The sequence below is a fragment of the Rahnella sp. AA genome (genome assembly GCF_002834385.1).
In the GTDB taxonomy this organism is placed as follows: domain Bacteria; phylum Pseudomonadota; class Gammaproteobacteria; order Enterobacterales; family Enterobacteriaceae; genus Rahnella.
Window position 1 is genome coordinate 133,994 of sequence record NZ_PITQ01000010.1, and the last position, 21,161, is coordinate 155,154.

The 21,161-nt window shown below is 49.9% G+C and carries 20 protein-coding genes and 1 pseudogene; 14 read left to right on the forward strand and 7 right to left on the reverse strand.

The window, feature by feature from the left end; genetic code table 11:
- Window positions 1-135 precede the first annotated feature (135 nt).
- Window positions 136-1,431 (forward strand): MFS transporter, encoded by a 1,296-nt coding sequence (locus CWS43_RS21255; protein WP_101079117.1) that lies wholly within the window; start codon window positions 136-138, stop codon window positions 1,429-1,431.
- A gap of 41 nt (window positions 1,432-1,472) precedes the next feature.
- Here CWS43_RS21255 and CWS43_RS21260 read toward each other — a convergent pair.
- Window positions 1,473-1,658: pseudogene (locus tag CWS43_RS21260) on the reverse strand (transposase); the annotation flags it as partial.
- 378 nt (window positions 1,659-2,036) lie between these two features.
- Here CWS43_RS21260 and CWS43_RS27610 point away from each other — a divergent pair.
- From CWS43_RS27610 to CWS43_RS21280, 5 genes are all read left to right on the forward strand, one after another.
- A complete protein-coding gene (locus CWS43_RS27610; RefSeq protein ID WP_232777132.1) occupies window positions 2,037-2,165 on the forward strand; it encodes a transposase in 129 nt (42 codons plus the stop codon).
- Between the two features lie 246 nt (window positions 2,166-2,411).
- Window positions 2,412-4,007: a tannase/feruloyl esterase family alpha/beta hydrolase gene (locus CWS43_RS21265; protein ID WP_101079118.1), complete on the forward strand. Its 1,596-nt coding sequence runs from the start codon at window positions 2,412-2,414 to the stop codon at window positions 4,005-4,007.
- A 169-nt stretch (window positions 4,008-4,176) separates the two neighbouring features.
- Window positions 4,177-4,794 carry a TetR family transcriptional regulator gene (locus CWS43_RS21270; RefSeq protein WP_101079119.1) on the forward strand — a complete coding sequence of 206 codons (618 nt, stop codon included), beginning with the start codon at window positions 4,177-4,179 and terminating at the stop codon, window positions 4,792-4,794.
- Window positions 4,787-5,122, forward strand: coding sequence for an SMR family transporter (locus CWS43_RS21275; protein WP_101079120.1), 336 nt, complete (start codon window positions 4,787-4,789; stop codon window positions 5,120-5,122). Before CWS43_RS21270 ends, CWS43_RS21275 begins: the two co-directional genes overlap by 8 nt.
- A 35-nt stretch (window positions 5,123-5,157) precedes the next feature.
- Window positions 5,158-6,024: a helix-turn-helix domain-containing protein gene (locus CWS43_RS21280; RefSeq protein ID WP_101079121.1), complete on the forward strand. Its 867-nt coding sequence runs from the start codon at window positions 5,158-5,160 to the stop codon at window positions 6,022-6,024.
- Window positions 6,025-6,088: 64 nt separating this feature from the next.
- On the opposite strand, the gene CWS43_RS21285 is transcribed toward CWS43_RS21280, so the two are convergent.
- Window positions 6,089-6,868 carry a (S)-acetoin forming diacetyl reductase gene (locus CWS43_RS21285; RefSeq protein ID WP_101079122.1) on the reverse strand — a complete coding sequence of 260 codons (780 nt, stop codon included), beginning with the start codon at window positions 6,866-6,868 and terminating at the stop codon, window positions 6,089-6,091.
- 228 nt (window positions 6,869-7,096) lie between these two features.
- Here CWS43_RS21285 and CWS43_RS21290 point away from each other — a divergent pair, with 228 nt between their 5' ends.
- From CWS43_RS21290 to ompC, 3 genes are all read left to right on the forward strand, one after another.
- On the forward strand, window positions 7,097-7,510 hold the full coding sequence (locus CWS43_RS21290) for a hypothetical protein (protein ID WP_101079123.1): 414 nt from the start codon (window positions 7,097-7,099) through the stop codon (window positions 7,508-7,510).
- Between the two features lie 132 nt (window positions 7,511-7,642).
- Window positions 7,643-7,831: a hypothetical protein gene (locus CWS43_RS21295; protein WP_101079124.1), complete on the forward strand. Its 189-nt coding sequence runs from the start codon at window positions 7,643-7,645 to the stop codon at window positions 7,829-7,831.
- Between the two features lie 607 nt (window positions 7,832-8,438).
- Window positions 8,439-9,569, forward strand: a complete 1,131-nt coding sequence (gene ompC / locus CWS43_RS21300) for a porin OmpC (protein WP_101079125.1) — start codon at window positions 8,439-8,441, stop codon at window positions 9,567-9,569.
- A 103-nt stretch (window positions 9,570-9,672) separates the two neighbouring features.
- Here the strand turns inward: ompC and CWS43_RS27705 are convergent, their stop codons facing one another.
- Window positions 9,673-9,804 (reverse strand): hypothetical protein, encoded by a 132-nt coding sequence (locus CWS43_RS27705; protein WP_255414167.1) that lies wholly within the window; start codon window positions 9,802-9,804, stop codon window positions 9,673-9,675.
- Window positions 9,805-10,186: 382 nt separating this feature from the next.
- On the opposite strand from CWS43_RS27705, the gene CWS43_RS21305 reads away from it, so the two are divergent.
- Entirely contained in the window at window positions 10,187-10,672 is a 486-nt protein-coding gene (locus CWS43_RS21305) for an Rrf2 family transcriptional regulator (RefSeq protein ID WP_101079126.1), read from the forward strand.
- A 79-nt stretch (window positions 10,673-10,751) separates the two neighbouring features.
- On the opposite strand, the gene CWS43_RS21310 is transcribed toward CWS43_RS21305, so the two are convergent.
- Together CWS43_RS21310 and CWS43_RS21315 are read right to left on the reverse strand one after the other, a co-directional pair.
- Entirely contained in the window at window positions 10,752-13,904 is a 3,153-nt protein-coding gene (locus tag CWS43_RS21310) for an efflux RND transporter permease subunit (protein WP_101079127.1), read from the reverse strand.
- A gap of 16 nt (window positions 13,905-13,920) precedes the next feature.
- Complete coding sequence (locus CWS43_RS21315) at window positions 13,921-15,141, reverse strand: efflux RND transporter periplasmic adaptor subunit (RefSeq protein ID WP_369825915.1); 1,221 nt, start codon at window positions 15,139-15,141, stop codon at window positions 13,921-13,923.
- A gap of 359 nt (window positions 15,142-15,500) precedes the next feature.
- Between CWS43_RS21315 and CWS43_RS21320 the strand changes: the two genes are divergently transcribed.
- The 3 genes from CWS43_RS21320 to CWS43_RS21330 all read left to right on the forward strand — a co-directional run bounded on the left by CWS43_RS21320 (window position 15,501) and on the right by CWS43_RS21330 (window position 17,694).
- Window positions 15,501-15,857: a helix-turn-helix domain-containing protein gene (locus CWS43_RS21320; RefSeq protein WP_101079128.1), complete on the forward strand. Its 357-nt coding sequence runs from the start codon at window positions 15,501-15,503 to the stop codon at window positions 15,855-15,857.
- A gap of 369 nt (window positions 15,858-16,226) precedes the next feature.
- Complete coding sequence (kduD, locus tag CWS43_RS21325; protein ID WP_101079129.1) at window positions 16,227-16,988, forward strand: 2-dehydro-3-deoxy-D-gluconate 5-dehydrogenase KduD; 762 nt, start codon at window positions 16,227-16,229, stop codon at window positions 16,986-16,988.
- Window positions 16,989-17,055: 67 nt separating this feature from the next.
- Window positions 17,056-17,694: an RpiB/LacA/LacB family sugar-phosphate isomerase gene (locus CWS43_RS21330; RefSeq protein ID WP_101079130.1), complete on the forward strand. Its 639-nt coding sequence runs from the start codon at window positions 17,056-17,058 to the stop codon at window positions 17,692-17,694.
- 70 nt (window positions 17,695-17,764) lie between these two features.
- On the opposite strand, the gene CWS43_RS21335 is transcribed toward CWS43_RS21330, so the two are convergent.
- Both CWS43_RS21335 and CWS43_RS21340 read right to left on the reverse strand, forming a co-directional pair.
- Window positions 17,765-18,085: a cupin domain-containing protein gene (locus tag CWS43_RS21335; RefSeq protein WP_101079131.1), complete on the reverse strand. Its 321-nt coding sequence runs from the start codon at window positions 18,083-18,085 to the stop codon at window positions 17,765-17,767.
- 3 nt (window positions 18,086-18,088) lie between these two features.
- Entirely contained in the window at window positions 18,089-19,270 is a 1,182-nt protein-coding gene (locus tag CWS43_RS21340; RefSeq protein WP_101079132.1) for an oligogalacturonate lyase family protein, read from the reverse strand.
- Window positions 19,271-19,560: 290 nt separating this feature from the next.
- Between CWS43_RS21340 and proP the strand changes: the two genes are divergently transcribed.
- Window positions 19,561-21,063 (forward strand): glycine betaine/L-proline transporter ProP, encoded by a 1,503-nt coding sequence (gene proP / locus CWS43_RS21345; RefSeq protein ID WP_101079133.1) that lies wholly within the window; start codon window positions 19,561-19,563, stop codon window positions 21,061-21,063.
- Window positions 21,064-21,161 lie beyond the last annotated feature (98 nt).

Consider the following 21,161-nt stretch of genomic DNA (forward strand, 5'->3'; position numbering starts at 1 on the left):
TCAGTGGTGCATCTTTAAACATGAATGATGTCATACAAGTTGGTGTATGACAGGATGATACGATCCACATTGGCGCTAAAAAACGACGCCAGAAGGCATTCTGGCAGGTAATACTAAAACTCAGAGAACCGACATATGAACCTCAATTTGCCTCAAAAACTGGCACCGCTGCGCTGGCGTAAGCTTATTCCGCTGGCGTTTATCACCTACAGTCTCGCGTATCTTGACCGTGCCAATTATGGGTTTGGTGCCGCCTCCGGGTTGGCGCAGGATTTAAATATTACGCCGGGCATTTCATCACTGCTTGGCGCCTTGTTCTTCCTAGGCTATTTCTTCTTTCAGGTGCCGGGCGGGATTTATGCCGAAAAACGCAGCGCCAAAAAACTGATTTTCTGGAGCCTGATCCTGTGGGGCGTTTTAGCCACTGCCACCGGCATGGTTCACAGCGTGGTGGCGCTGGCGGTTATTCGTTTCCTGCTCGGCGTGGCCGAAAGCGTGGTGATGCCTGCGATGCTGGTCTTCCTCAGCCATTGGTTCACTAAGCAGGAACGCTCGAAAGCCAACACTTTCCTGTTTCTTGGTAATCCGATCACCGTATTGTGGATGTCTATCCTTTCAGGTTATTTGGTGGATGCCCTTGGCTGGCGCGGGATGTTTATCATCGAAGGCGTTCCTGCGATTATCTGGGCGGCTATCTGGTGGGTGATATTTGTTGATCGTCCGGCAGATGCAAAATGGCTGAGCGAGCAGGAGAAAGTGGCGCTTGAAGAGTCGCTGGCGGCGGAACAGGCCGAAATGAAGCCGGTGAAAAATTATGGCGAAGCGCTGCGTTCACGCAAAGTGCTGTCGCTGTCGTTTATCCACTTCTTCTGGAACATCGGTATGTACGGTTTCATTATGTGGCTGCCGTCGATCCTGAAAACTGCTTCTGGTATGGGGATTGTGGCGACCGGCTGGCTTTCCGCTGCGCCTTATCTGCTGGCGGTGCCGCTGATGCTCGGGGCGTCCTGGTTCTCTGATAAATACCAGCAACGTAAGCTGATTGTGTTGCTGTTCCTCGGGCTGGGCGCGGTGTGCTTCTGTGCGTCGTTTACCGTGGGCGCGAATCATTTCTGGGTGTCATATGTGTTATTGGTGATCGCCGGTGGCGCGATGTATACACCCTACGGCCCGTTCTTTGCCGCCATTCCCGAGTTGCTGCCGCGCAATGTGATGGCCGGTGCGATGGCATTTATCGTCAGCTTCGGCGCACTCGGTTCTTTTGTCGGATCGTGGATCGTCGGTTACCTGAACGGCGTCTTCAACGGTCCGCAGGCTTCTTACGTCTTCATGGGCAGTTCTCTGGTGATCGCGGTGCTGCTGACCGCCGTTACGCGTTTCACCAATAAACCGGCAGAAGTTGCTGCACCAAAAATTGCAGCGCTGAGCTAAGTTATTAATCCAAATAAACCACGCTAAGCCTATTTTTTGGTTCATCGCGCCTTACCGGGAAACGCTGCTTTTATCTTCATAAAAAAGTAGTCGTTATCCCGGTATCCATAAGCCATTCGTTTTATCACCTTGGTCCTGTTATTCATTCCCTCCAGCAGGCTGGTATTCAGACGATGCGTGACACTGGCAATTGTGCCGCTCACATAACCCTTCAGCTTGTCCGCGAACTGCTGTCAGATAAAAGGTGTAGTTGAACTGGCAACCCATGGGATGAACATAGAGGAATGCTCTGCACTGATTTCGTTATTACAACGGCTAATAAATAACCTTGAAGTCGAAGAGTAAGTAGTATTCGTTAATCAATGTGGCTGGCTTTCCTCTTTAAACGAAAGTAGGTTGCCCGAGAAATACCTGCCTTTTCTATCATCAATCTGGCTGGTTGTTTCTGGTGAATAAGCATCATCGCCATATCTGATTTCAAGTGAGGTTTACGCCCACACGATTTTTGATACACACGTTTTAAGTCGTTTTTAATGGTCTCAAAATTTATAACATTTGAGACAGTTAAAAAGAGAACAGAACACCCGTTTACGAAAGGATGCGCAATGAATGATGACTTTCTGACCAGCGAACAGACAGAAAACTATGGTCGCTATGTGGCAGAGCCAAATGAGGAGCATCTGGCAAGATTATCGCCGCTGATACATGGTCATATAAATATGCTGGGGCATTAAATTTCAATACAAACAATGAATTAAACCCTTATCGTGGTTTTTTACATCATTGGATCTCGAACCCCGTGGCTCTGAAGACTGAGCTGCACTGATTTCCTGTTGAATCGAATATTTCACGGAAGTTTAAGTTTTCTCAGTTATTATTTTTATGCGTTATTAGAATGTTGTAACTAAAATAGAGGCTTTTTTCAAATTCCAATTAATGACAAACTGCCGCCATTACGTCCATGGAATGAACGCAGCCTGATGAAAGTATTTCTCTGTAGCGGCTTATTGGTTTTACTCACCAGCACAACCTTTGCTGCGCAACCAAATGCGCTAACCCAACAACAATGCATTGCACTGAAAAATGTTCGCATCGATGCGTCCCGCATCGGGCTGCCTACGCGGGGTGCCGTGGTAACAAACGTTGCAATAGCAGGGTTGAATAGCCAGCATTGCAAAGTGGAAGGGCAGATCAAACCCATTGACCTGAAAGCTCCGGACATTAACTTCCAGCTTTACCTGCCATTTAGCTGGAATGGTAAAGCTTTGCAACTCGGTGGTAGCGGTTTCGACGGTGCTGTGAAAGATGCTGACACAGCTCGCCTGGCGCCAGCAGCTACACCCGGAGCTCTGAAACAAGGTTATGCCACTTTCGGCAGCGATTCTGGCCACCAGGGGGGCGTTTCAGATGCTTCCTTTACGCTAAATGCCGAAGCCTGGGAAAATTTTTCCGGTGCGCAAATAAAGAAAACGCATGACGTTGCCGTCGCGCTTATCACACAGGCTTATGGTAAAAAACCTTCCCGCATGTATTTTCAGGGGAACTCACAAGGCGGCCATGAAGCACTCGCCGCCATTCAACGCTTCCCTCTCGACTATGATGGCGCCATTGCTATTCATCCTGTTTACAACGTCGTCGAACTACATATGGCGGGGATCAGCATCGGGCAGGCAATTTACAATACACCTGGTGCATGGATTTCCCCGCTGAAAGCGGCCCTGATCGCCAATGCAGTTACCGGTGCCTGCGATAAACTGGATGGTCTGGCTGATGGCGTGGTCGCCAACACGGATGCCTGCAGCGCAACCTTTAAACTGACTCATCTGCGCTGCCCGGACGGTAAAGATACCGGCAATAACTGCCTTTCGGATACGCAAATCTCGCTACTGCAGATGCTGAATAAACCGATTCCGCTGGGCGTAAAACTGCCTACCGGAGACCACTTTGCACGCTGGCCGGTATTGTTAGGTGCGGATGCCCCGGGGCTGGTTAGTGTATTTGGAAACAGTGCCGATAAACCCCAACCGGCAGGAAATAATCTCATCATTTCCTTTCCTTATATGATGGGCGACGAGGCAGTACGCTACGAAGTCACACGTGACGCGAGTTTCGATTCGCTGACGTTTAACCCAGCAACCCATGAGGCAAGGCTGCAAGAACTGGCCGCTCAGGTGGACAATAACGACGCTGACATAAGTGCTTTTGTTCATCACGGAGGCAAACTTTTACTGATGCACGGGATGGCAGATGTGTCAGTCCCACCGGGGAATACGGTGGCATATTATGAAAAGCTCAGAACCCGCTTCGGAGAAAAAGAGTTACATCAGTTTGCCCGCTTATATCTCGCGCCAGGATTCACGCACAGCAGCGGTGTATTTCGGGTAAGCTGGGATTCACTCGGCGCTCTGGATAAATGGGTCGATCACGGTATTGACCCCGGCCAGCAGGTAATGATTGATACCAACAAAGCCACTGCAGGCCGCGAAATGCCGCTGTGCGATTATCCGCTATACCCCCGCTATAAAGGAACGGGCGACTCAAAATCCGCCGTCAGTTTTGCCTGCTCAGATAAATAACTACTCCCGCCGTAAGCTTTTTATAAGCTTTGGCGGGTACGCTTTCACCCCAAAATGCAAGTCATTTACCTATATAAAATCACAGGTGAATGAACGTTCTCAAAAAACTTGAACATCCGTCCAAGTCTTGGCATTATCCTCAGCTACTCCCATTGCTTCGGATTATTCAGTGGCCTATCTGTGTAAAGAAGCCCGTCGCGCTAACATTCTTGAAGCTGCCGCGCGCATCGCAAGGCGTGAAGGGTTGGCCGCAACAACTGTCCGGCGTGTCGCTCAGGAAGCCGGTGCTGCGACGGGCCAGGTCCATCATCATTTTTCGAGTGCAGCCGAATTGCGCGCGCAGGCCTATACGCGGGTCATGGAGATCCTGAAAGCTCAGCTGCTGGAAAGATGCCAGCGTTTAACGGCCCGTGAACAGTTAACTCTTCTTCTGGTTGACCCACAGGATGACGAATCTCTGATGGCCATTCCCTTGTGGCATGAAGCCATGTTACTGACAGAGCAGGATCCACTGATGAAAGCCGCCTTCGCACTTTCCGTGGCTGACTGGCATGAACTGGTCTCCGACACCATCGTATTTGGCCGGCAAAAGGGGGAGTTTGTTGCCGGAGAAGCCCCGGAACATATTTCCTGGCGCCTGATAGGCCTGAGCAGCAGCATGGATGCCATGTCACGCCTTGAGTCCCTCGGATTAACCGCCGCCTGCGCTGAATACAATCTGGATCGCGCGATCCAAAATGAACTGTACACAGGCAAAACGATTTGTAAGGAAACATCTGATGTTTAAGACTTATTTACTGCTTGGGCTGGCTATTTTGGCTGAAGTTATCGCGACAAGCAGTTTGAAAAGCTCGGAAGGATTCACCCGTTTATGGCCAAGCGTCGTCACGCTGATCGGTTATACGATTGCAATCTTCTTATTGTCACTGACCCTGAAAACGTTGCCGACCGGTATCGCTTACGCCATCTGGTCCGGTGTGGGAATTATTCTGGTCTCTGCCATTGGGTGGTTTGGTTACGGACAAAAACTGGATACGCCAGCAATGATCGGCCTCGGGTTGATTATCGCCGGTGTCATTGTAGTGAATGTGTTTTCAAAATCTGTCGCGCACTAAATTACGCGGCACTATAGCAGCACAGGGAGTTCATTTTGCACAGCGAGCAGAAACCCGATTTTCATGACGACTTGATCAAAGAGTTACTTTACTGGATCGAAGTCAACCTGAGTGATCGCCTGACCATGGAAAAAGCCTCGAAGAAAACCGGCTACTCCCCATGGTATCTTCAGCGTTTGTTTAAAAGCAAAACAGGTTACGCGCTGGGTAAATATATACGCGACCGCCGTCTGACAATGGCAGCTATTGCGTTACGTCTGACTAATATGCCGATCCTCGATATCTCGCTGTATTATTCTTACGATTCGCAGCAAACATTTACCCGCTCATTTAAAAAGAATTTTGCCGAAACGCCGGGAATGTATCGCCGCAATGCCTCGTGGACGATGAACGGGATCACCGCGCCGTTGACTGTCGATGAGTTTCCACAGCCGGAATATGAAATTGTTGAACTGCCGGAAATGGCATTTGAAGGTGACACCGTAACGCACTCCTATCCGATTGAAGCCCTGTTCAACAGTAAAAACCACGTCCATCGTGCAGAACTACTACGTTATCTGGAAACACCCGAATCGCTGCTGGCGCCGGTCTGGGGATTATCTGATTGCCGGCCTGATACACATGATGAAGTCGCTAATGCATTACAGATGGAATATACCGTCGCACAGCAGGTCAGGCTCAGCGAGTCCCATACGATTGTGGTTCCGGCCAGCCGGTATCTTAAGATCAATTATCCTTACGATCTCAGCCGGCTGAACGATTTTATTCTGTACCTGTATTCGGTGTTCCTGCCGACCCTTGGGCTTGAATTTATCATCCAGCCGGATCTGGAAAAGTACTCGCGCGAATCTGCCCTCAACGGCGTGACTTGTGAATACTACATTCCTTTAGCAAGACACTGAGCAAAAACACGACAGGAATAAAAAAGCCTCTCACATTGAGAGGCCTGGCCGGCGGGAAGGGGGATCAATTGAATACCATACCGCCATCTATCAGCAATGCCTGACCGGTCATATAGTCAGAGTCAGGGCCGGCAAGATAAGAAACACACGCCGCAACATCCTCCGGTTCGGAAAGACGTTTCAGGGTGATATTTTTAGCAAATTCCTGCGTACCATAACCCACTGGCTTACCTGCTGCGGCAGAGACCTGACGGTCAATTTCTTCCCACATTGGCGTTTTCACAATCCCGGGGCAATAGGCGTTGACAGTCACACCCAGCGGGGCCAGATCGCGGGCGGCCGTCTGTGTCAGGCCACGCACAGCAAATTTGCTCGAACTGTAGATCGCCAGTTCAGGATTACCCACATGCCCGGCCTGTGAGGAGGCGTTAATGATTTTACCACCGTGTCCCAGGGACTTGAACGCTTTAACCGCTGCCTGAATCCCCCAGATAACGCCTTTAACATTGATATTGTAGACTTTATCAACAATCTCTGGCGTGATGTCTTCGATCAGTGTTGTCGGGGCAATCCCGGCATTATTGACGATCACATCAAAACCACCCAGCTGTTTGGTTGCCGCCTCGACGGCAGCAAAAACTTGTTCCCGGTCTGAAACATCGGCCAGTTGGGCAATGGCTTTACCGCCGGCATGGTTAATTTCTTCGGCGACTTTTTTTGCCGTTTCGCCATTGTAATCCACAACCGCGACAGCAAAACCATCCTTCGCCAGACGCAGTGCAATTGCACGGCCGATCCCCTGACCACCACCTGTAACTAAAGCCACTTTTCCATTTTTAGACATACAACTATCCTCTATGTATTCGGTATCGTTCTCAGGTGCTGCGCGTAAGGCACGGCATACTCTACCCGGCGCCATTACGTGAGCTACTGACTGGTTTACGCCTATAGCGTCCTATGTGCAATTGTTAGCAACGGTCATTAACTTATAGAATTCAAATAGGTAGCACGGTACATTTATGAAAATCAGTCAGGCAGGATGAAGAAATTGCAAAACGATAAAGGACAAAAGATGACCGAAGACGATATTGCTGCTTTCCGGGAACGCATGGAAACAGTGGTGTATTCATTAAAAATAGCGCCACAGGTGGCTGAAAATCAGGTTATTGATCGCGTAGCGCTGAGTTTTCGCAAATTGCTCAATTTTTTTGCCGAAAACACCGAGATGACTCAGCAGATATTGCTGTCGCCGCCTCATGCACGGGAAACACAAAGCCTGTTATCCGCCCTGATTGCCGGAAACCTGGCATTCAGCCAGCAAAACGCGCTGTTCCGCGATGATATCTCTGCAACGCTTATGGGGCAGTGTTTCACTGGCATAATTGTACAACTCGCCTGTGAGCCCGGAGATCCTGCTTTGCGCCATCAAAATAGCCAGGCCTGTGCAAAACTGTTCTGCGAAGGGATATGGTCCGGGAAGTTATAGTTCAAAACCTCATATAGAAAGCATAAATCGTTGGTTCATTTCACAGCCCAGACAGGGTTAACTGATGACATCCGATAAACATTGCATGTCATTGTTTTTCACAAAGACCCCAGCCATCTTCCGGAGGCCTGTATGTCAAAGACTGTACAAAAAGCTCAGCACCGCTCGTGGTGGCAGCGAATTATGCATCGCGAAGTGCTCCGCCAACCTGAGGAAAACGCGCAGGACACGTACCGCTTGCTGGAAAGCTTTCTGGCAACCGGGTGTCTTTACGGTATTGACCTGGGGAACAGTGACCCGACCTGGTTTCGACGCCACTGACCGCTATATGCGTTTATTAAGGTTCAGTTACTGGAACGAACTGTGCAACTGGCAAACCTTCTCCTGATAGTGCTTGTAGTCCCCTGTATAACGGGTGCTGACATTGCTGATTAAGCAGTTCCGGCATCAGTATGCAGGTTGTTGTGGAAAGTCTCTCTGACCTCGTCGTAGGAATTTTTTAGTTCTCTCTCATTTGTTGAGCCCATAACTTTCGCCGGTTGTGGGTTTTTTTATGCAAAAAAAAAAGCCCCGTGCTAAGACGAGGCAAATGAGTAAAGCCGTGGACAGGGAATACGGCAACTGAATGTGAATATAAAATCAGGAAGGGTAAATCGTTTCGTGGTGATGATGCCACGAAACGATAAATAAAATATCACAACCAAGCTCATTAATATAAATATGATTTTTATATAAATCTAAATACACATTCATCTTAAATATTAATTTCTTGAATGGAAATATCTAGCAATAAATAATAAAATGAAAAACGATAATTTATATACAGCACTACGGAACTATATGCGTAATATTATTGCGAGCATCAAGTCATACGTAAATTATATATAAAAACTTAAAGCATTCAATTAAATGATAAAGGAATAACATCATGAAATTAAAAGCACTGGCATTGGTTATCCCCGCATTACTGGTTGCAGGCGCAGCCCATTCTGCAGAAGTTTATAATAAAGATGGCAACAAACTTGATCTGTACGGCAAGGTTGATGGTTTGCATTATTTCTCTGACGATTCCAGCAAAGATGGTGACCAGACCTACGCACGTGTAGGCTTCAAGGGCGAAACACAGATCAGCGATCAACTGACCGGCTACGGGCAGTGGGAATACAATATTCAGGTTAATAATACTGAAGATAGCACTGCTGGCAACGCCACACGTCTGGGCTTTGCAGGCCTGAAACTTGGCGAATACGGTTCATTTGATTATGGCCGTAACTACGGTGTTGTGTATGACGTTGAAGCCTGGACGGATATGCTGCCAGAGTTCGGTGGCGATACCTATACCACCGCAGATAACTTCATGGTTGGCCGTACCAATGGCGTAGCCACTTACCGCAACACTGACTTCTTCGGTGAAGTGAAGGGGCTGAACTTTGCACTGCAATATCAGGGCGCAAATGACGGTAATGTAACCGGTGAAGGGACAAATAACGGTGACCGCTCTATCCGTAAACAAAATGGTGACGGTTATGCGCTGTCCACCACTTATGATTTCGGTATGGGGATCAGCGCCGGTGCAGCATACGCATCTTCTGACCGCACGAATGATCAGGTAAACCTGTCTACTGCGGATGGTGATAAAGCTGACGTATGGACTATTGGCGCAAAATATGACGCTAATAATGTCTACCTGGCAACCATGTATTCTGAAACACGCAACATGACCGGTTTTGGCAGCAACTATGACAATCTTATTGCCAATAAAACGCAGAACTTTGAAGTTACTGCGCAATATCAGTTTGACTTCGGTTTACGTCCTGAAATTTCTTACCTGCAATCCAAAGGTAAGGATCTGAATAGCGACATCCATGTAAATTCAGACTGGAATGACAAAGACCTGGTTAAATATGTTTCAGTCGGTACCAACTACTCCTTCAATAAGAATATGTCTGCTTATGTAGATTATAAAATAAACTTACTGGACGGCGATGATGACTTCTATCAGGCAGCAGGTATCTCTACCGATGATATCGTTGCTGTAGGTTTGGTATATCAGTTCTGATTCTTTCTGATCTAACATCTGATAAACAACATTCAAAGCCCATCTTAGGATGGGCTTTTTATATAGAGAATAAATTGTATTTTGTTTGTTAATGTACAGATCGTTAATCATAAAAGCACTCTTCGGTTTCGCTTTTATCTGCAGCATCCTTTTCACTTGAAGCCGCCAACCTGTTATAAATCAGCCCTGCCAACAACCAAAGTAGCAAGAAAAATCCTGCTAAATACCAAAACATTCAATAACTGCCTTATCTGAGGGCTGCAAAAGTGCGCGAATGATCATAAATCTGCCCGCAGATTTCAAGAGAGATAGGACTTTCGTTTAACCTGTGGTGATATTTCGGTTAAGTCATTTAGAACAATTTCGGTTAGAATCGCTTAAATTCCTTGCCTGATTCTGCAGGAGTTTCTCTCAACCACTTGAATTTAAAGAAGTGAAAAGAGGAATTATGCAGGGCTGTTTATTAAGCGTTTTGTGCCCTACATTATTGAAATGTATTGATAAACTGCGTGTACAAAAGGCCGGGTATTTGTTATATTATTGACCAGATCACGTACAGGGCTATTTCTCTGTGATACGGTACTTTATCTAGGGGCTTGGTTTCTCAGGACAATGACATGTTAGATTATCGCTTTCCGACAGCTATGCAGATGGTGTTTTGTATCGCACAGTCCCAAAAGGCTGGTCAGCGCTGCACCAGTGCAATTTTAGCCACCGGTCTGGAAGCTAACTCCAGCTTTATCCGCAAATTGATGGTGCCGCTGACTCAGCATGGCATTATCGTGTCCACTCTTGGCCGAACAGGCTCGATTAACCTTGGCCGGCCGGCAGAAGAAATTTCTCTGCGCGACATTTATTGTGCCGTGATCGAAGATAAACGTCTGTGGGCCGCTCGCCCTGATGTACCTGCTCGCTGCGTCGTCAGTGCAAATGCCTGCACATACTTCAAAAATATTGTCAGTGAAGCGGAAGAAGCCTCGTTTCAGGTTCTGGCGCGACACACCGTTGCGGATGCGCTGGCTGAGTTCGAACGGGGCGGAAAGTATAAATGTACTAAAGACTTAGCGGCTGAATACGCCGACAATTCGCTCTGTTCGAAATAACCATTGGGTAAACGAATGAGATAAAAAAGCCGGGAGGTCATCCCGGCTTTTTGCATTTAACACTTTTAATTTTTGAGCATCAGGCAGTTTGCGTTTCTAACGCCGTTTTCTTGCGGGTGACCAGCTTACGCAGGGCCACATAGAAAACAGGTGTCAGGAACAGGCCGAACAGCGTAACGCCCAGCATGCCGGAGAATACGGTAATCCCGGTAACGCCACGCACTTCTGCACCCGCGCCATGCCCCAGGATCAGCGGGATAGTGCCGGCAATAAAGGCAATCGACGTCATCACAATCGGGCGCAGACGCAAACGGCAAGCTTCAAGCGCCGATTCGATAATCCCTTTACCCTGCATTTCCAGCTCACGGGCAAACTCGACAATCAGGATGGCGTTCTTACAGGCCAGCCCCATCAGCACAACTAGCCCGACCTGCACGAATACGTTGTTATCCCCACCGGTCAGCCACACGCCAAACAATGCGGAAAGCATCGTCATCGGCACAATCAGGATCACCGCCAGCGGCAGCGTCCAGCTTTCATACAATGCTGCCAGCACCAGAAACGCCAGCAATACAGACATCGGGAAGACAATCAGCGCTGCATTGCCTTGTGTCGACTGCTGATAGCTCAGATCTGTCCATTCGATATTCATGCCGTTTGGCAGCAGGTTTTTCGACATTGCCGTCAGTTCTGTCATGGCTTGCGTCGAAGACAGCACACGCGGGTCTGCATCGCCAATTAAATCTGCAGCCGGATAGCCGTTATAGCGAATCACAGGGTCCGGACCGTAGGTCGTCGTAATATTCAGCATACTGCCAATCGGTACCATCTCACCTTTATCATTACGCGTACGCAGATTAGCGATATCTTCCACGCTGTCACGGAACTGACCATCGGCCTGCGCCATTACTTTCCAGGTCCGCCCGAACCGGTTGAAATCGTTGATATAAGACGAACCCAGATACACCTGCAAAGTGCTGAACAGGTCATCAAGCGACACCCCCTGAGCCTTGGCCTTATCACGGTCGATATGCGCGTCAAGCTGCGGAACGTTAGCCTGATAAGAAGAAATGGGATATCCCATTCCCGGCGTTTGCATGATAGCGCCAGACATCGTGTTAATCGCAGTCTGCAATGCACCATAGCCCAGCCCTGCACGATCCTGCACATACAGGGAATAACCTGAACCCTGGCCTAAGCCGAGGATCGGCGGCGGCATTATCGAGAAGGCAAAACCTTCCTGGATTTGTGAGATCTTGGCATTGATTTCTGCGTTAATCTGGGCCGCCGTGCGTGTACGTTCACTCAGCGGTTTCAGCGCGAAGAACACCGTACCGGTATTCGGTGTGTTGGTGAACTGCAACGCATTCAGGCCGGGGAAGGCCACCGCATCAATCACGCCATCCGTACTTAACCCCATCGCACTGATTTTGCGGATCACCGCATCAGTACGTGACAAAGAGGCCCCTTCCGGCATTTTCACACCAGCAATCAGATACAATTTGTCCTGTGTTGGAATAAAACCGCCCGGCACAGCTTTAAACATGAATGCTGCCGCGCACAGCAGTAAAACGTAGACACCAAATACAGCGCCACGACGCCCCAGGGTTTTCGATACCGCATTCTGATAGCGGTGCGAACTGGCATTAAAGAAGCGGTTGAACGGGCGGAAAATCCAGCCGAACAGCCGGTCAATCAACCGTGATGGCATATCTTTCGGCGCACCGTGTGATTTCAACAGCAGCGCCGCCAGCGCAGGGGAAAGCGTCAGTGAGTTAATGGCGGAAATCACGGTAGAGATGGCGATGGTAACCGCAAACTGTTTGTAGAACTGACCGGTTACGCCCGACAGAAATGCCATCGGTACGAATACCGCACACAGTACCAGCGCGATCGCGACGATAGGCCCGGAAACCTCCCGCATTGCCTGATGCGCGGCCTCTCGCGGTGCTAAACCTTCCTCGATATTTCGCTCGACGTTTTCCACCACCACAATGGCGTCATCGACCACTATCCCTATCGCCAATACCAGCCCAAACAGGCTAAGCGTGTTGAGTGAAAAACCAAGTAAATACAGAATACTGAATGTCCCGATGACCGAAATCGGCACTGCCAGTAACGGAATGATCGACGCACGCCAGGTTTGCAGGAAGAGAATCACCACCAGCACAACCAGCACCACGGCTTCGAGCAATGTATGAACCACCGCGCTGATGGAATCGCGAACGAATACCGTTGGGTCGTAAGGTGCGCGCCAGGTCATTCCTTCCGGGAAGCGGGTGGAGAGTTCGGCCATTTTGGCGCGTACAGCATCGGACAAATCGATCGCATTCGCACCTGGTGCCTGGAAGATGCCAATCCCCACCGCATCTTTGTTATTAAGCTGAGAGCGCAGGGCGTAACTTCCGGACCCCATTTCAATGCGGGCAACATCACGCAGGCGCACGATCTCGCCATTGTCGCCGCTTTTCAGGATGATTTTGCCGAACTCATCTTCGTCTTTCAGGCGCCCCTGGGCGTTGATTGAAAGCAGATAATCGCTGTCTTTCGGCATAGGTTCTGCGCCTAACTGACCCGCAGACACTTGCACGTTTTGCTCCTGCATTGCCTTAACCACGTCCGAAGCCGTCAGCCCGCGCGCCGCGACTTTGTTAGGATCCAGCCAGACGCGCATGGCGTATTCGCCTGCACCGAAAATCTGGATCTGCCCGACACCGGGCAAACGCGCCAGCTCATCTTTTACTTTCAGTGTTGCGTAGTTACTCAGATACAGGGAATCGTACTTACCGTTTGGTGACACCAGATGTACCACCAGCGTTAACGTTGGTGACTGTTTCTGCGTTGTCACGCCCTGGCGGCGCACATCTTCCGGTAACCGCGCTTCAGCCTGTGCCACACGGTTCTGTACCTGAACCTGCGCCTGATCCGGATCTGTGCCCGGGCGGAAGGTTACCGTTGTCACCAGCACACCATCAGAACCGGCTACAGATTTCATGTAAACCATGTTTTCGACGCCGTTGATCGCTTCTTCCAGTGGCGTCGCCACGGTTTCCGCAATCACTTTCGGGTTTGCACCCGGATATTCAGCGCGAACCTGCACACTCGGCGGCACTACGTTCGGGTATTCGCTGACGGGCAGCAGGGGGATCGCAATCGCCCCGGTAACTAAAATCAAAATTGACAAAACCGCCGCAAAGATCGGCCTGTCGATGAAAAATCGGGAAAAGTCCATGAGTCAGGATTCTCTGTTATTGAACAGCTGCTGGGGCAGGGGAGACGATATTGGCGGCCATGTTCACCGTTTTGGCATTCACTGGCATACCCGGCATAAACACTTTCTGCACGCCGTCGATAATCACGCGGTCGCCGGCTTCCAGGCCTTTTTGCACAATGCGCAACCCGCCGGACATACGCCCGACCACGACATCGCGCCGCTGAGCTTTACCGTCTTTATCCACGACATAAACGAATTTACGGTCCTGATCGGTCAGCACCGCTTTGTCATCGACCAGCATCGCATTAAACTCTGCACTACCCGGCAACTGGACGCGGGCAAATAAACCCGGGGTAAAGGTGCGGTCGCGGTTATCCAGCAGGGCGCGCATGCGGATGGTGCCAGTGCCGGAATTAAGCTGATTGTCGGTGAAATCCACCACGCCCTGATGCGGGTAGCCGTTCTCACCCACCAGACCGACATGAACCGGCAGGCGGTTTTGCGGGCTGTCATTGAGTTTCCCGTCACGAGCCAGCGCCTGATAACGCAGGTAAGTTCCCTCATCGACATCGAAATAAACGTAGACAGTATCGAGAGAAACCAGCGTCGTCAGTACACTCGCGGTGTCTCCGGCGGTCACTAAATTGCCGGTCGTGATCATCGCACGACTGGCACGCCCATCAATCGGGGAAGTGACACGGGTGAAATCGAGGTTTAACTGCGCCATATCCAGCTGTGCCTGAGCAGCCAGCACGTCTGACTGCGCCTGCGAAGCCGCCGAGCGGCGCTGCTCAGCGATTTCTTTCGAAACTGCCTGCGTGCCGATCAACGCTTCGGTTCGTGCGGATTCACTTCTTGCCAGACTGGCCTGGTTACGCGCCCTCACCAACTCTGCCTGGGCTTGTTCCTGCGAGGCCCGGTAAGTCCGGTCATCAATGGTGAATAGCACCTGACCCTTTTTCACTTCCTGACCTTCCTGATAATTCACTTTATCGATATATCCGGACACCCGCGGGCGAAGCTGAACACTTTGTACTGCCTCCACGCGGCCGTTGAATGCATCCCACTGGCTGATTTGCTTGATTAAGACATCTGCCGCAGTGACCTGCGGTGCAGGTGGTGCGGCATTTTGCGCCACACTGTTGTCACACCCGGCGAGCAGGGCAACCATCAGTGCAACCCCGGAAAGGCGCAACGTTAAATGCGTACCGCCGGAACGGCCGCGTACAACAACCTGTGAATTTTTCAGGTTCATCATTATTTTTATTTCCAGTGAGTAAGTGCTGTCAGGCAATACACCGGCCTGTCCACCGGGTAACGTCCTTTGCCTGATCTGACTTTTTTGGGACTTGCGCTGTTCATCAGCACAATAATGTATCAAATACTGATACAATTGATTCGAGGGGATTGTAAGGATGCGCCTACTAAAGTGCAAGAATTACTGTTACACTTTCTGTGCTATTTTACAGAACGTTTACTTGGGGAAACGAGACTATCCTGTAACGGCAAATTAAATGCAATAGTAAAACTTGCATTTAAGCAAAAACTACGTCAGTTTATAAAAAGACGAGTTGCCCTCGGGGGCACAAACAAAATAAGAGCGGGAGAATGTTCATGAGAACCGAGGATTTCATTCACGACCTGATCGACTGGATCGATCACAATCTGGAAGAGCGACTGGATATCAAAACGGTGGCCAAGCGTGCAGGTTATTCACGCTGGTATCTGCAACGGATGTTTAAGGAACACACCGGCTTGCCCATGGGCGAGTTCATTCGCGAGAAAAAGCTGAAGAAATCTGCCGACATGCTGGCCAGCAGTGGCGAACCGATTGTCAGCGTTGCGATTTCTCTGGGCTTCGATTCACAGCAGTCTTTCACCCGCAGTTTCAAACGTCAGTTTGGCCAGACTCCCGGTGACTGGCGTCGTGGCCTGAATATGGGCGCTGAATGCCAGGGTTGCCTGCACTAAATATCCTCTCACTTCATTCTGCAAGTGTGCACCACGGGCCCGGTTTCCTGCCGGGCAGTGAAATCAGCCTTTCCCTGTCATTTCCAAATCCTTCCGGTGAATCCATTCATCCCGCTTTTTCTCGCACTTTTTTCACAGTTTCCGGCCCATTTTTTTGGCATCAGCACAACGATGTCCTTCAGGACGTGATCAACCCAACAAAAAACGACATCAAAGTTCACATAAATTGAAATGACGTTTCAATTTGTTGAGTTGAGCGAATTTTATCGCTAAACTTCCTTTCATGAGTTCGGCGCCGGGCAGAGCCCGACAACCATTAAGTCCTACGGAAAGCGTATTTGCCTCCGTCTTATGAATAAAGGAAACATCATGATTCTGGATAATTTTTCTCTGAAGGGAAAAGTCGCGATAGTGACCGGATGCGATACCGGTCTGGGTCAGGGCATGGCAGTCGGTCTGGCTGAAGCGGGTTGCGACATTGTCGGTATCAATATTGTTGAACCGACAGAAACCATTGAGCGTGTAGGGGCGACCGGGCGTCGTTTCCTCAGCCTGACCGCTGATCTGAGCGATACCAAAGTGATCCCCGCGCTGCTGGAACGCGCCGTCGCAGAAATGGGGCATCTGGATATTCTGGTCAACAACGCCGGGATCATCCGCCGTGAAGACGCGATTGAATTTAGTGAAAAGAACTGGGATGACGTGATGAACCTCAACATCAAATCCGTCTTTTTCATGTCTCAGGCGGTCGCAAAACAATTTATCGCGCAGGGCACTGGCGGCAAAATTATCAATATTGCGTCCATGCTTTCCTATCAGGGCGGCATCCGCGTGCCTTCATACACCGCGTCGAAAAGTGCCGTCATGGGGGTTACCCGCCTGCTGGCGAACGAATGGGCTAAGCACAGCATCAATGTGAATGCTATCGCGCCGGGGTATATGGCAACGAACAATACTCAGCAACTTCGCGCGGATGAAGCCCGCAGCGAAGAAATTCTTGGCCGCATACCTGCCGGACGCTGGGGCTTGCCATCGGACCTGATGGGACCTGTCGTTTTCCTTTCTTCACCGGCCTCTGACTACATTAATGGCTACACCATTGCCGTTGATGGCGGCTGGCTGGCGCGTTAATTGCGCACAATGTTGAACCGTTGATCCTATGCAGCGGGCCTGCCCGCTGCCCTAACGAGAGAATCTTATGAAAATTGCATTGATGATGGAAAACAGTCAGGCCGCAAAAAACGCGATTATCCTGAAAGAGCTGAACGCCGTAGCATCGGAAAAAGAGTACCCGGTATACAACGTGGGCATGTCAGATGAGCAGGATCACCACCTGACTTACATCCATCTGGGCATTATGGCCAGTATTTTGCTCAATTCCAAAGCGGTGGATTTTGTCGTAGCTGGCTGCGGAACCGGGCAGGGTGCGCTCATGTCGCTGAATATTCATCCGGGCGTTAACTGCGGTTATTGTATCGATCCGGCAGATGCATTCCTCTTCGCGCAAATTAATAATGGCAACGCGCTGTCACTGCCTTTCGCCAAGGGTTTTGGCTGGGGCGCTGAGCTGAACGTGCGTTTTATCTTTGAGAAAGCCTTCACCGGCGTCAAAGGCCAGGGCTATCCGGCTGACCGTAAAGAACCTCAGGTGAGGAACGCAGGGATCCTTAATCAGGTAAAAGCAGCGGTGGTGAAAGAAAACTATCTCGACACATTGCGCGCGATTGATCCGGAGCTGGTGAAAACCGCCGTGACCGGTGAGCGTTTCCAGAAATGTTTCTTCGAAAACTGCCAGAACAAAGAAATCGAAAACTTCGTCCGTGAGATCCTCGCGTAAGATTTCATTTTTACCATGATAAAAAACCGGTGATATCACCGGTTTTTTTATTGATCAAATTTGCTGTTAGTCAGAGAAAATCCTGCCGCTGAGGCGTGAAGGTATCCAGCAAAACGCCTTTTTCCAGACACACGCAGCCGTGCATAATGTACGGTTTTTTATAGAGTGTATCTCCTGCGGTCACCTCATGAGTTTCTTCACCGATGGTAAATTTAAAGCGGCCGGACAGCACGTACGTGAGTTGCTCATGAACGTGGTTATGCATCGGGCCGACCGCGCCTTCTTCGAAATACACTTCCACGGCCATCATTGTGCCGTCATGGGCCAGAACGCGACGGCTCACACCGTTGCCCAAATCTTGCAAGGGAATATCTTTTTTAAACGTAAACATACCTTAGTCCTTTCGTAATGAACTGAGCAGGGCTTCAGGGATTTCGGCCAGATAAAGCGCAGGTAAGCCTTCATAATCGGTGGTGAACAATACGTGGCGATCATCCGGCGAAAACGAGGGATGAGGATGTGTCACCTGGCGGTCACCGTCCAGCACCTGCCAGGAACTGTTATGCGCCGCCAGTGGTGCATGCTGGCGAGTTTTTGCATCGAAGATATATAACCACGGGTCGTTTTCAATCGTATGGCTGGCCGTATCTTTCACATCCACCGGCGTACCGGATCCATCGCCGACCAGCAGCGAGCCGTCCCCGTTACTCATCAGATGGGAACATGCAGGCATAGTCATCAGGCTGATATCTTCACCGGTTTGTGGATCAAAACGGCGGATATAGCGATCGTGCTGACCTTTCAGATACGAAACATACACCAGCGCGGAACCGTCCGGCACCCAGAATTCATGTGTGCAGCTTTCACCCGGCGCGTGTTCTTTTACTTTACGCACATTACTGCCGTCCTCATTCACCAGCCACATGCGTGCATCGACTAAATCGTGCGGGCCTTCGTGGCAGAACGCGACCGTATTGTCATCGAACGGCCGATAAATCGGGTGTCCCAGCCATTCGTTTTTCTCGTGGATAACGCGGGATTTCCCATTGAGTAAGTCAACGCACAGAAGACGGCAGTGCGGATTGCTGTGATAAAACTCCTGGAATATTTTCCAGTCAGACAGAGGCTTCCAGTCTTCGCGACTGATTTCAATCCCAACCAGGCTGGTGCATTCACTGTTTGCTACCCAGGTACCATATCCGACCCACTCCTGCGGCACCTGATAAACCGTTTCCTCGCTGAAGTCGGCCAGTTTTACCCGTTGCAGGCTGCGCTCATTCTTCACGTAATACAGAAACTGATCGTCCGGGGAAAGGAAGCCACCGAAGGTGTTATCACCTTTTCCTTGTGTGAGCTGAACCGCTTTCTGCGTCGTTAAATCCAGCAGGTAATAATTACGGTTGCCGTCAAACTCACCGGCAAACAACAACCGGTTTCCGTCACGCGTAAAGCATTTCTGATAGAAGTAATTACGATGACACAGAACGTCGGGAGGCGTCAGGCGTGTGACGCGCGCACCGGTCTGACGATCCTGAACGGTGTGGAAATTAAATTGAATCTGAGAACCTTTTGCCATGATTCACCCCATAAGTAGCATGAAATTAGCCGTTGTTATGGCTTCCTTTTCATTAATTAAAATGCAGTTTCATTAATTTGAAAACACATTACCACTTAGCAGGGAAAAACGCGGAGGATGAAAACAAAAGTGTAAAGCTGATCACAAAATGGTCGCCTTTTGCCAGACCGCAAAAGGATCCTATAATGGTATGGCTTGCTGGAAAATTATTGATACCTGAAATAGTTAAAGGTACGAACAAAATATCTCACGCTTACACGGTGGAGTATTTAAAAAAAGGGATGTAAAAGATGAGATTAAGAAAAAAACGCATTAAACCTATGCAAATCAATGATATTACCATCATTGACGATACCAAACTGAAAAAAGCCATCACCGCCGCCGCGCTGGGTAACGCGATGGAATGGTTTGATTTTGGTGTTTATGGCTTTGTGGCATTTGCATTAGGCCAGGTCTTCTTCCCGGGCGCAGACCCGGGCATTCAGATGATTGCCGCGCTGGCAACTTTCTCCGTTCCGTTCCTCGTCAGGCCTCTGGGCGGCCTGTTTTTCGGCGCGCTCGGCGATAAATTTGGTCGTCAGAAGGTGCTCTCTGTCACCATCATTATCATGTCCGTCAGTACTTTCTGTATCGGGCTGATACCCGGCTACGACTCCATCGGTATCTGGGCGCCCATTCTGCTGTTAGTGGCAAAACTGGCGCAGGGCTTTTCGGTGGGAGGTGAATACACCGGTGCGGCAATCTTCGTCGCCGAATACTCACCGGACAGAAAACGCGGTTTCCTTGGTAGCTGGCTGGACTTCGGCTCCATCGCCGGTTTTATCCTTGGCGCAGGCGTCGTGGTGCTTATCTCAAGTATTGTGGGTGATGCCAACTTCCTCGAATGGGGCTGGCGTATTCCATTCTTTATTGCCGCACCGCTCGGCCTGATTGGTATTTATCTGCGCCATGCGCTGGAAGAAACCCCGACCTTCCAGCAGCATGTGGATAAAATCGACAGCGACTCCCGTAAGGACATCGCCGAACCGCCGAAAGTCTCTTTCCGTGAGATTCTGACCAAACAGTGGAAGCCGCTCATTATCTGCGTCGGCATGGTGATTGCCACCAACGTCACGTACTACATGTTGCTGACCTACATGCCGAGCTATTTGTCGCACAGCCTGCATTACTCTGAAGATCACGGTGTGCTGATTATCATCGCCATCATGGTCGGAATGCTGTTTGTACAGCCATTTATGGGAATGCTGAGTGACCGGTTTGGCCGCAAACCCTTCGTGATCATCGGCAGTATTGGCCTGTTTATTCTGGCCATTCCTTGTTTCATTCTGATCAACAGCGATGTCATCGGCCTGATTTTCTTAGGGTTGCTGATCCTCGCGGTACTGCTGAACTGTTTCATCGGTGTGATGGCCTCAACGCTGCCGGCGATGTTCCCGACGCATATCCGCTACAGCGCCCTGGCGATTGCTTTTAACGTTTCAGTACTGATTGCCGGGCTGACGCCCACGATTGCCGCATGGCTGGTGGAGGCCACCAATAATCTGTACATGCCGGCATACTATCTGATGGTGGTGGCGGTGATCGGCCTGGTGACCGGGATTTTCATGAAAGAAACCGCCAACCGCCCGCTGAAAGGGGCTACACCAGCGGCATCTGACCGCGCGGAAGCGCGTGAAATCCTTCAGGAACATCACGATAACATCGAACAGAAAATTGAAGATATCGATGCGCAGATTGCGGAACTGGAAGCCAAAAGAAAGAACCTGATTGCACAACATCCCGAGATCAACTGATTAAGGTTTGCTGCGGACGTAAAGCCGGTCACATTGCTGACCGGCTTTTTTTATCGCTGAACAGGGCCCGCGCTACCGCTATTTTCCCGTTCCTGCTC

Excerpts from the sequence above, each read along its gene's own strand:
- CWS43_RS21255 (WP_101079117.1), top strand. The coding sequence starts at position 136 with ATGAACCTCAATTTGCCTCAAAAACTGGCACCGCTGCGCTGGCGTAAG.
- CWS43_RS27610 (WP_232777132.1), top strand. The coding sequence starts at position 2,037 with ATGAATGATGACTTTCTGACCAGCGAACAGACAGAAAACTATGGTCGC.
- CWS43_RS21265 (WP_101079118.1), top strand. The coding sequence starts at position 2,412 with ATGAAAGTATTTCTCTGTAGCGGCTTATTGGTTTTACTCACCAGCACA.
- CWS43_RS21275 (WP_101079120.1), top strand. The coding sequence starts at position 4,787 with ATGTTTAAGACTTATTTACTGCTTGGGCTGGCTATTTTGGCTGAAGTT.
- CWS43_RS21285 (WP_101079122.1), bottom strand. The coding sequence starts at position 6,868 with ATGTCTAAAAATGGAAAAGTGGCTTTAGTTACAGGTGGTGGTCAGGGG.
- CWS43_RS21290 (WP_101079123.1), top strand. The coding sequence starts at position 7,097 with ATGACCGAAGACGATATTGCTGCTTTCCGGGAACGCATGGAAACAGTG.
- CWS43_RS21295 (WP_101079124.1), top strand. The coding sequence starts at position 7,643 with ATGTCAAAGACTGTACAAAAAGCTCAGCACCGCTCGTGGTGGCAGCGA.
- ompC (WP_101079125.1), top strand. The coding sequence starts at position 8,439 with ATGAAATTAAAAGCACTGGCATTGGTTATCCCCGCATTACTGGTTGCA.
- CWS43_RS27705 (WP_255414167.1), bottom strand. The coding sequence starts at position 9,804 with ATGTTTTGGTATTTAGCAGGATTTTTCTTGCTACTTTGGTTGTTGGCA.
- CWS43_RS21305 (WP_101079126.1), top strand. The coding sequence starts at position 10,187 with ATGTTAGATTATCGCTTTCCGACAGCTATGCAGATGGTGTTTTGTATC.
- CWS43_RS21310 (WP_101079127.1), bottom strand. The coding sequence starts at position 13,904 with ATGGACTTTTCCCGATTTTTCATCGACAGGCCGATCTTTGCGGCGGTT.
- CWS43_RS21315 (WP_369825915.1), bottom strand. The coding sequence starts at position 15,141 with ATGAACCTGAAAAATTCACAGGTTGTTGTACGCGGCCGTTCCGGCGGT.
- CWS43_RS21320 (WP_101079128.1), top strand. The coding sequence starts at position 15,501 with ATGAGAACCGAGGATTTCATTCACGACCTGATCGACTGGATCGATCAC.
- kduD (WP_101079129.1), top strand. The coding sequence starts at position 16,227 with ATGATTCTGGATAATTTTTCTCTGAAGGGAAAAGTCGCGATAGTGACC.
- CWS43_RS21330 (WP_101079130.1), top strand. The coding sequence starts at position 17,056 with ATGAAAATTGCATTGATGATGGAAAACAGTCAGGCCGCAAAAAACGCG.
- CWS43_RS21335 (WP_101079131.1), bottom strand. The coding sequence starts at position 18,085 with ATGTTTACGTTTAAAAAAGATATTCCCTTGCAAGATTTGGGCAACGGT.
- CWS43_RS21340 (WP_101079132.1), bottom strand. The coding sequence starts at position 19,270 with ATGGCAAAAGGTTCTCAGATTCAATTTAATTTCCACACCGTTCAGGAT.
- proP (WP_101079133.1), top strand. The coding sequence starts at position 19,561 with ATGAGATTAAGAAAAAAACGCATTAAACCTATGCAAATCAATGATATT.